General features: G+C 41.3%; 9 protein-coding genes and 1 pseudogene. 1 reads left to right on the top strand and 9 read right to left on the bottom strand.

Going from position 1 to position 9,280, the window contains the following annotated elements; translation table 11 throughout:
- Window positions 1–64: 64 nt before the first annotated feature.
- The 9 genes from K1I71_RS09180 to K1I71_RS09140 form a co-directional block, all read right to left on the bottom strand.
- On the bottom strand, window positions 65–1,207 hold the full coding sequence (locus tag K1I71_RS09180) for a TPM domain-containing protein (protein WP_223330815.1): 1,143 nt from the start codon (window positions 1,205–1,207) through the stop codon (window positions 65–67).
- An 18-nt stretch (window positions 1,208–1,225) separates the two neighbouring features.
- The gene (locus tag K1I71_RS09175) at window positions 1,226–1,795 is read right to left on the bottom strand and encodes a LemA family protein (protein ID WP_223330814.1); all 570 of its coding nucleotides are present in this window, start codon (window positions 1,793–1,795) and stop codon (window positions 1,226–1,228) included.
- A 289-nt stretch (window positions 1,796–2,084) separates the two neighbouring features.
- Entirely contained in the window at window positions 2,085–2,423 is a 339-nt protein-coding gene (locus K1I71_RS09170; RefSeq protein ID WP_223330813.1) for a YlbF/YmcA family competence regulator, read from the bottom strand.
- A gap of 10 nt (window positions 2,424–2,433) precedes the next feature.
- Window positions 2,434–3,537 carry a prephenate dehydrogenase gene (locus K1I71_RS09165; RefSeq protein WP_223330812.1) on the bottom strand — a complete coding sequence of 368 codons (1,104 nt, stop codon included), beginning with the start codon at window positions 3,535–3,537 and terminating at the stop codon, window positions 2,434–2,436.
- 9 nt (window positions 3,538–3,546) lie between these two features.
- Entirely contained in the window at window positions 3,547–4,713 is a 1,167-nt protein-coding gene (aroC, locus tag K1I71_RS09160; RefSeq protein ID WP_078352336.1) for a chorismate synthase, read from the bottom strand.
- A gap of 9 nt (window positions 4,714–4,722) precedes the next feature.
- Window positions 4,723–5,790, bottom strand: a complete 1,068-nt coding sequence (gene aroB / locus K1I71_RS09155; protein ID WP_223330811.1) for a 3-dehydroquinate synthase — start codon at window positions 5,788–5,790, stop codon at window positions 4,723–4,725.
- 18 nt (window positions 5,791–5,808) lie between these two features.
- Entirely contained in the window at window positions 5,809–6,663 is an 855-nt protein-coding gene (locus K1I71_RS09150; protein ID WP_223330810.1) for a shikimate dehydrogenase, read from the bottom strand.
- Window positions 6,653–7,330, bottom strand: a complete 678-nt coding sequence (gene aroD / locus K1I71_RS09145) for a type I 3-dehydroquinate dehydratase (RefSeq protein ID WP_000767784.1) — start codon at window positions 7,328–7,330, stop codon at window positions 6,653–6,655. The genes K1I71_RS09150 and aroD overlap by 11 nt, the downstream gene beginning before the upstream one ends.
- Window positions 7,327–8,490: a class I SAM-dependent rRNA methyltransferase gene (locus K1I71_RS09140; RefSeq protein ID WP_045606058.1), complete on the bottom strand. Its 1,164-nt coding sequence runs from the start codon at window positions 8,488–8,490 to the stop codon at window positions 7,327–7,329. The genes aroD and K1I71_RS09140 overlap by 4 nt, the downstream gene beginning before the upstream one ends.
- Before the next feature lie 116 nt (window positions 8,491–8,606).
- Between K1I71_RS09140 and K1I71_RS09135 the strand changes: the two are divergent.
- Window positions 8,607–9,206 (top strand): annotated as a pseudogene (locus K1I71_RS09135) (LTA synthase family protein); the annotation flags it as partial.
- Window positions 9,207–9,280 lie beyond the last annotated feature (74 nt).

Below are 9,280 nucleotides of genomic sequence, written 5' to 3'. Positions count from 1 at the left end.
AAATAATAACCTCATCTTATGATAAGGCTATTATCTCATATTTTGGTGTCCATTGGATAGGTTTTTAGAGGTGCCCTGAAGAACCACCACCATCAAATCCACCGCCACCCCAATCATCTGAAGACCAAGATGAACTAGAACTACCAGAATCATATGAATCTGATCTACCATAAGAACTTGACTGTACTCTTTGTGAAGCATAGTAGCTTTTTGTGAGCTCGGAAGTCCAAGAAGCATTCCTCACAAAATCTTTATCGTTTGGATAGGGTTTCCCCTTCCCATTATAAGAGTATTGAGAGCGATTAAGCCTATCTAGGTGCTTTCTTTCAACTTCTGCGTAGTATGCTTCTATAAGTAATGTAGTCCAAGTGTCATTAGGTAGAAAACCTTTTGAGTCTGGATATAGTTTGTTATATCCTTCGTACTGATATTGAGACCTAATTAAACGCTTATTTTTTTTATAGTCAGATTTACGTTCTTCAGTCCACGTATAGTTAGGTACAAAGTCAGGAAAATCTGGATACAGCTTACCTTTTCCCTCGTACTCATACTTAGAAAAGCGGCATCTTTTTAAGTACTTGATCCACGTTGCTAAACTTAGTAAAAGAAAGAACAACAGATAGAACAATATCGGAAACGGAATGTAATCGAAGTACTTACTAAAGCCTTCATTATTTTTTAATGATTTTTCATAGCTTTTTGGAAGTCGATTATTTTCCTTCTTGTTTATGATTTCAGCTTTTCTAGACTCCGCTTTAGAAATGCCTACTAGAATTTTGTTAAGGGCATCAGTATATTTCCCTTCTTTCATGTATGGCTTAGAATCATTTAGTAAGGAACTGGCCATAGAGTCAGTAAGCCAAATTGCTGCTTCGTTGGATGTTTCAATACGAAACTTTCTATCCTTTATAGCAATAGCAATTAAAATTCCACTGTTGGAATCTTGTTTCCCAACTTTCCATTTGCGTGCAACCTCATTGGCTACCTCTTCAATACTGGAACCGTCCAGAGTATCTACAATGTAAATACCTACTTGGGTTTCACTTCCAGAATTCATACTCTCTAACGTTTCTGCAACACTAGTGGTTAAATAACCGTTAGGATCGTAAATACCATTTAAAGGACGATCTGGAACAGCTATATTAGCCGCAACAAGAGGCATAAAAAAGAATAAAGGGGTAATTAAGAGTAAAAGTAACTTTTTCATAGAAGATACCCCACAAGACTAATCAGTTAAATTGACTTTAGGGACAACCTTTGCATCTTTCTCTGCTTCAATTAACTCAGCTCTTTGGAAACCAAACAAACTAGCTATCACACTAGTAGGAAAACGTCTAATGGTCTTATTATATTCTGTTGCAATATCGTTATAATCTTTACGAGCGACAAACAAACGATTTTCAGTTCCCTCAAGCTCTGAAATTAGAGAAGACACTTGTGTATCAGCTTTTAACTCAGGATAATTTTCTTGAACAACTAGCAATCGAGAAATTGCAGAAGTTAATTCGCTCTCCCCTTCATTTTTTGTTTCTGTATTTCCTGAGCCAATCTTAGAACGAGCATCCGCAATCTTTGTAAAGATGTCTTCTTCGTGCTTCATATATCCTTTTACAGAATTTACAACATTTGGAATTAAGTCAGCTCTACGTTGAAGTACCACTTCAATCTTCGAGTTAGCTTGTTTCACAGATTCATCTTTGCTAACAAGACTATTGTACGAACCTGCCAACACTATAATACTGATGAAGATAATTCCTACAGGAACTCCTATTAGAGCAATTAATTTTTTTGACATATTTTTCCCTATTTTCTATTGTTCATCATTTATCGATAATAAAAATTTCATTCTCTTTCATAATTGTTTCTATATTTATTATCTCATCAAAAAGTTCTAACTTATCAATTGCAGTAGAAAATAATAGTTAGAAGCTTTCAAATTTATTTTACATTTTTTATTAGCAAAGACAATCATCTCCACAGTCATTATTAAACAGATCATACTAATAACGCTAGCTTATACAGCAGTTATCAATGATAAACATACGTTTAAAAAATACCTATAAAAAATGAACAAAATAATGTTCTTATTTTAGCAATTCTGAAACTGGTTCAAAAACAATTTTTTCAATGTCAGAAAGGTAAATGGCCAATTGTTGTTGCTTGGTAAAGAATTCAGACAAGAGACTGTTCCCCTGAATCTGCTTGCCAAAGTCTTCCATTTTCGCTTGGAAGGAAGCATCTGGCATTTGACCTGTCTGTGCTAGTCTTTGAATTTCCTCTTGGAAAGCAACGTACTCTGTAAAGATTTTGCTTGCCTCAGCATCTGCTGCAATCGCATCTTTAGCTGCTTTAACAGCCTTATATTCTGGCAATTCGCGTAGACCGCGACTGAGTTCGTTTGCACTATCGTAAATATTTGACATGATTTTCTCCTTATTTGACAACGACTGTGTAGTCGGTGTTTTCTGTTATGAGGTGCTCGGCTCGTTCTAAATCTTGAGCATTTTTAAATGAAATTTGTAGAATCCCGTGAATATCCTCACGGTTTTCCTCATTGATGTGGATATTAACCAAGGAAGTTCCACGTAGTAGTTCCAAAATCCTCAAAATGACATCTTCTTCATCGGGAACATCGACATAGAGGTCATAAGAACTGTCCACACCACCACGCTTATGGATTTCCATGGCCTGACGTTGCTCACGCGCTTGATTGAAAAAGTTCCAGATTTGCTCCTCATCTCCCTTGCTGATGGCTTGCCCAATCGCTTCCAACCGTTCCTTGAAATCCTCAATGCGGTCTAGAATAGTCTCACGATTGGACAAGAGAATGGAGGTCCACATACCTGGTTCGCTTTCCGCAATTCGGGTCATATCTCGAAAACCACCGGCCGCAAAGCGCCTTGCCATCTCATGTTCTTGAGCATAGACCGCGGTCTGTTCCATGAGACTAGAAGCCAGAATATGAGGGAAATGGCTAATCTGAGAAGTCACCCGATCATGCTCCTTGGCATCAATTTCGATAAAACGAGCATGAAGACCTGAAAGCAGATCCTTCATTTCCTCAAGCGTATCCTGACCTGTCAGACTCGAAGGTGTAAAGATATAATAGGCATTTTCAAAGAGATTAACATCTGCAGAAGCAGCCCCTGTCTTGTGGCTACCAGCCATGGGATGAGCTCCAACAAAGCGAACAGGCTTGCCAGCCAAATAGTTCTCCGTCGCATCCACAATGGCTGACTTGGTCGAACCGGCATCTGAAATAATCACACCTTCTTTCAAGTCCAAGTCGGCCAACTCCTTGATAAAGGAAATGGTTTGCTTAATCGGTAAACTGAGGATGATGATATCTGCCAAAGGAGCAAAACTAGCAAAATCATCCGTTGCACGGTCAATCATGCCTTCTTTCAAGGCGATATCTCTCGAAGCTTGACTGCGATTATAACCCAAAATTTCATAATCTGGATGATCGCGTTTGATACCAAGTGCCATTGAGGCACCAATCAGACCAAGACCTGCGATATAGACTGTTTTTGCCATAGTAACTCCTTAATAGTTCTTTGTATAGTCTCGGTGTTTAGCTACCGCTTCTTTTAATTCCTCTAGATTATCTGATGAGAATTTTTCAAGGATTTCTTGTGCCAGAACCGTTGCCACAACAGCTTCCATAACCACTCCTGCAGCTGGAAGGGCGGTCGGATCACTTCTCTCCACAGTTGCCTTGTAGGGTTCATGGGTTTCAATATCCACACTCATGAGTGGTTTGTAGAGAGTAGGAATGGGTTTCATAACTCCACGAACAACGATCGGTTGCCCATTGGTCATACCACCTTCAAAGCCCCCTAGATTGTTGGTACGGCGGGTATAACCGTCTTCTTCAGACCAGAGAATTTCATCCATGACCTGGCTGCCTTTACGATAACCAGCTTCAAAGCCAAGACCAAATTCAACCCCTTTAAAGGCATTGATAGAGACAACTGCTTGGGCAAGTCTGGCATCTAATTTTCTGTCCCATTGGACATAGGAACCAAGACCAACTGGAACACCTCCGACAACTGTCTCGACAACCCCACCGATGGTATCTCCATCACGCTTGATTTGGTCAATGTAGTCCTTGATTTCCTGTTCCCGTTCTTGGTTGACAATAGAAACTTCGGACTGGGCAGCTCGTTCCTTAATCTCAGCGACTGTGAGATTTTCAGGAACATCGATTTCCTTGCCACCAAAGACCACGACATGGTTGGCAATTTCCATATCCAACTCAGCCAAGAGGCGTTTGGCTACTGCCCCAACTGCCACCCGCATGGTGGTTTCACGGGCAGATGAGCGTTCCAAGGAATTTCGCAAATCATCAAAACGGTACTTGATGCCCCCAACCAAGTCGGCATGACCTGGACGTGGATGGGTGATTTTTCGTTTGCTTTTAAGGCGGTCTTCAATGTCTTCCGCAGACATAATATCCAGCCATTTTTGGTGATCCTTATTGATGACATCCATAGTAATAGGAGCCCCTGTCGTCTTCCCGTGACGAACGCCTGAAGTAAAGACAACTTGGTCACTCTCAATCTTCATACGACCACCACGACCGTAGCCACCCTGACGGCGTTTCAAATCCTCATTGATGTCCTCTGCTGTCAAAGGAAGTCCAGCTGGAATTCCTTCAATGATAGCCGTCAGACGAGGGCCGTGTGATTCTCCTGCAGTTAAATATCTCATACACTCTCCTTATTTTACCAAGTAGTCTTTCATCTCTTCCAGAGAAACTGGGTGAATGGTCGCCGAACCGAGCTCTGGTACCAAGACCAATTTCAAGGTATTGCCACGCGCTTTCTTGTCATGTGTCAAAGCCTGATAAAGCTTATCAACATCCCAATTTTCATAATCGATAGGCAAATCAAACTTCTGGCACATTTCTGAGATAGACTGAGTAATGCCTTCAGGCATGAGACCTTTTTCCTCAGCCACCTTGGAAATCTGAACCATACCCATAGCCACAGCCTCTCCATGCATCACACGACCATAGCCAGCAGTCGCTTCAATGGCATGGCCAATAGTATGACCAAAGTTTAGATAAAGTCGAACACCGTTGTCCAACTCATCTTCAACCACCATCTTGCGCTTGACCTGGCAAGAATGTTCAATCAAAGTCTCTGCGTGTTCCAAAATGCTCTCAACAGAACCATCCAGCTCCGTCAAGAGAGCCCAAAGTGCTGGATCCTCAATCAAGCCATACTTGATAACCTCACCCATCCCTTCAATCAACTCTCTCTTTCCAAGTGTTTCAAGGACAAGCGGATCAATCAAAACCCCATCTGGTTGGGCAAAGGTACCCACCATATTCTTAGCAAATGGAGTGTTGACACCTGTCTTTCCACCGATAGACGAATCAACTTGGGCTGTCAAACTGGTCGGAATCTGAACAAAATGAATGCCCCGCATATAGGTAGAGGCTACAAAACCAGCCAGGTCCCCAACGACACCGCCACCAAGAGCCACGATTCCATCGCTACGAGTCAAACCTTGCTTGACTAGGAATTCATAGACTTTCTGAACAGTAGTTAAATTCTTTCTTTCTTCGCCTTCTAAAAAGTCAAATACTGCCACCTGAAAACCAGCATCTTCTAGGCTAAGCTTGACCTTCTCTGCATAAAGAGAAGCTACATGGTTATCTGTCACAATGACTACCTTTTGTGGTTGCCAGAGTTCTCGCAACCATTGACCAGCCTGAGCCAGACAACCTTTTTCAATCTGAATATCATAAGGATGATGAGGAATATCGATTCTGATTTTCATAGGAGAATCTCCCTTTCTTTATTGGTATTTTTCTGTTAAAGACTGCCAAATTTCTTCTGTCGGCATTTCCTTTCCTGTCCACAGTTGAAAAGCTTCTGCAGCTTGATAGAGCAACATTCCCAGACCATTGACCGCTGGATTGCCCTGACTTCTGGCCCATTTCAAAAATGGTGTTTCAAAGGGTTGGTAAATGATATCTGCTACTAAAAGAGTTTCTGGTAAGACTATTCTTTCAGGAACTGGAGATGATTGACCATCCATGCCCACACTGGTCGCATTGACAAGTAAATCCGACTCATCAATCCTTGCTTGCAGTTCAGAAACATCTTCTAAAGCATACAAGTCCACTTTAAAGCCTGTCTGCTCCTGTAACTTGTTCAGGTAAGGTCTTGTTTTTTTCATAGAAACTGAACGAACAAAGACAGAAATCTGACTGACACCATCCAAAATAGCCTGTGCCAAGATTGATTTAGCCGCACCACCTGCACCCAGCAGGGTCATCTTCTTACCTGAAATTGTAAAAGAAGGCAAGCTCTTAAAAAATCCCTTGCCATCTGTATTATATCCAATTAAATTGCCATTCTCATTGACAACCGTATTAACCGCACCAATCAAGCGCGATTCATCACTCAACTCATCCAAATAAGGAATCACCTGCTCCTTATAGGGCATGGACAGGTTGATACCAAACATCTGGTAGCGACGAATATTAGCCACTGTGACTTCCAAGTCACCCGCTTTAATCTCCCAAGCCACGTAAGCACCATTGGTAGCTGTCGCCTCAAAGGCACTATTGTGAATAAAGGGGGAAATAGAATGCTTAATAGGATTGGCAACAACGGCAGCTAAACGTGTATAGCCATCAAGCTTCATCCAAAATCTCCCGAATTTTTTTCATGTTAGCTAAGGAAATCTGACCTGGGGCACTTGCCTCATCTAGACTGGCAAAAGACCAACTCGAACCCGTCACATCCGCAGTGATACGAGAGACCTTGCCCACCTTGCCCATAGAAATCGTCACATATTCCTGCTCAGGATTGAGGATTTTAAAGCCTCGTGTATAGTTCATCAAGTCTAGCACATCCTGCTCCGTGTGAGCCATCACCGCAACCTTAACAAGTTTTGGATTTAAGCTCGTCAACTCTGACAAGATTTCCATCATGTTTTCAGGTGTTTCTTGGAAATTATGGTAACTCAAAACGAGATTTGGGAAGTCCAGCATTTCCTCAAAAACATCCTTGTAGCTGTAGTACTCAAAATCAATATAGTCTGGTTGATAGAGTTGTGCCACTTCCTTGATTAGATGGATATATTCTTCTGGAGAAAGGTCGATTTCTCCCCCTTCAGAGCGAGTTCGCAACGTGAAAACTAACTCACGGCCTGCGAATTTTTCAAAAATAGCTGGAGCTACCTGCAAAATCGCTTCCTTAGGCAGATAGTCGGCACGCCATTCAATGATGTCGGCATCTAGGTACCTCGTGACATCCAGAGCCTGGACCTCCTCTAAACTTCTTGGCATTACTGAAACAATTAATTTCATTTACTAACCTTCATACTAATCACCTTGAGGTAATTACTACTTTCATCTTTTTTATTATAGGCAAAATCTGCTGGAAGACCGTATTTGTTTAAAATCTGGTAACTTCTTCCTGCAAAGCCTTTATCAATTTGTTCTGTAAATTTCTGGCGGGATACATTGGCAGCATTGGTACTGGCAATGATAATCCCTCCCGGATTTAAAATCTCAAGACTCTGGGAAATCAACTTGTGATAATCCTTGGCCACAGAGAACGTTTGTTTTTTGTTCCGAGCAAAGCTAGGCGGATCTAGGACAATCACATCATAGGTCAAGCCTTTTCGCTTAGCATACTTGAAATACTCAAAGACATCCATGACTATAAAACGATGGTTGTCTGTGCTGAGCCCATTTACCTGAAAATGCGCTTGAGACAATTCTCGTGAACGTTTGGCTAGGTCAACCGAAGTTGTCTGGCTAGCTCCCCCCATGGCTGCAGCTACTGAAAAGGCTGCTGTGTAGGAAAACATATTGAGCAAGGATTTACCCATAGCCAATCCATCCACTAAACTACCGCGAACTTCATGCTGGTCTAGGAAAATCCCTGTCATCAAGCCATCGTTCATAAAGACTTGATACAGAACACCATTTTCCAAAACAGTGAAAAAGTCAGGTGCTTCTTGACCATAAACATGGGCAGATTCATAGTCCAAACCCTTAAAACGGATCTTTTCATATGCTCCTAACACCTCAGGAAAAACTTGTCTAAAGGCTTCTGAGATAGTCTGACGAATCTGATAAACATAAGAGTTATACCAAGAAAAGACAGCATAGTCGCCATAAAGGTCCACTATCAGACCACCAAAGCCATCTCCCTCTTGGTTGAAGAGACGAAAGGCAGTTGTCAATTCATCTTGATAGTAGGCACTTCTCTTTTCTTTAGCTTGTCTAAACAGCGTTTCAAAGAAAGCTTGATTGAAGGTCACCTTGTCTTTGCTCACAAACCAGCCCAAGCCCTTGTTTTGCTGAGAAAGGTAGGCACTACCAAGAAAGTTTCCATCTTGACTATGGACTTCTACTTCCTGATCCTTGAGATTGATATTCTCAAGATCGCTGGCTTCTAGTAAAACAAACCCCTTGGAAAGCTTTTTTTCAACCCGTTTGTTGACTCTTATTCTATTCATAGTCCCTATTATAGCAAATTTTGTGACAATTCTCAAAAAAGAAACTACCCTTGCTTTTTTACTCTAGTTTTAAAAAATGGTATACTAATACTAATAAAAACTTAGGAAGTAATTGTGTGAGAATCAATTTTAACAAAATCCAAAAAGCCATGGGTACCAGACTGGGTTTTGTCCTAACCCTTTTAATCCTCTATTGGCTCAAAACCTTATTAGCCTATACCTTTGACTTTAATTTAGATATTCAATTGGGCAAGCTGCAAGGAAATTACCTTGCCTTTATCGCCTTTTTCAATCCCATTCCTTTGGGACTCCTCCTGCTGGCTCTAGCCCTTTATGCTCGCTCAACCAAGGCCTTTTACAGTCTTAGTATAGCTATTTACAGCCTTTTATTCATTTGGCTCTATTCTAATATTTTTTACTATCGAGAATTTAGTGACTTTATCACGGCCAATACCATGAAAGTGGTCAGCAAGGTGTCTGTTGGTACTGCGGAACTAGAGTTACTGCGCTTTTGGGATTTCATCTATTTTATGGATTTCCCATTGCTGGCTTATCTTCTCTATAAAAAGCTCATCCAGCTGGACAGGAGACCTTTCAAATTCCGCTCCAGTGTTGCCATCACTGCTCTCTCGGCCCTGCTCTTTTCAGCTAACCTTTTCTTGGCTGAAATTGAGCGTCCCGATCTCCTGTCACGAGGATTTTCAAATTATTATCTCAAACTTGTAACCCCTAAATCCCACATCATCCCTTATCACCAAAAGGTTTAACGCACAAATAATATCATTCCAAG

The sequence above is a fragment of the Streptococcus mitis genome (assembly GCF_019929545.1).
Classification (GTDB): domain Bacteria; phylum Bacillota; class Bacilli; order Lactobacillales; family Streptococcaceae; genus Streptococcus; species Streptococcus mitis_BU.
Note: the sequence above shows the minus strand (reverse complement) of the source record. Positions and strands in the feature narration are given on the sequence as shown.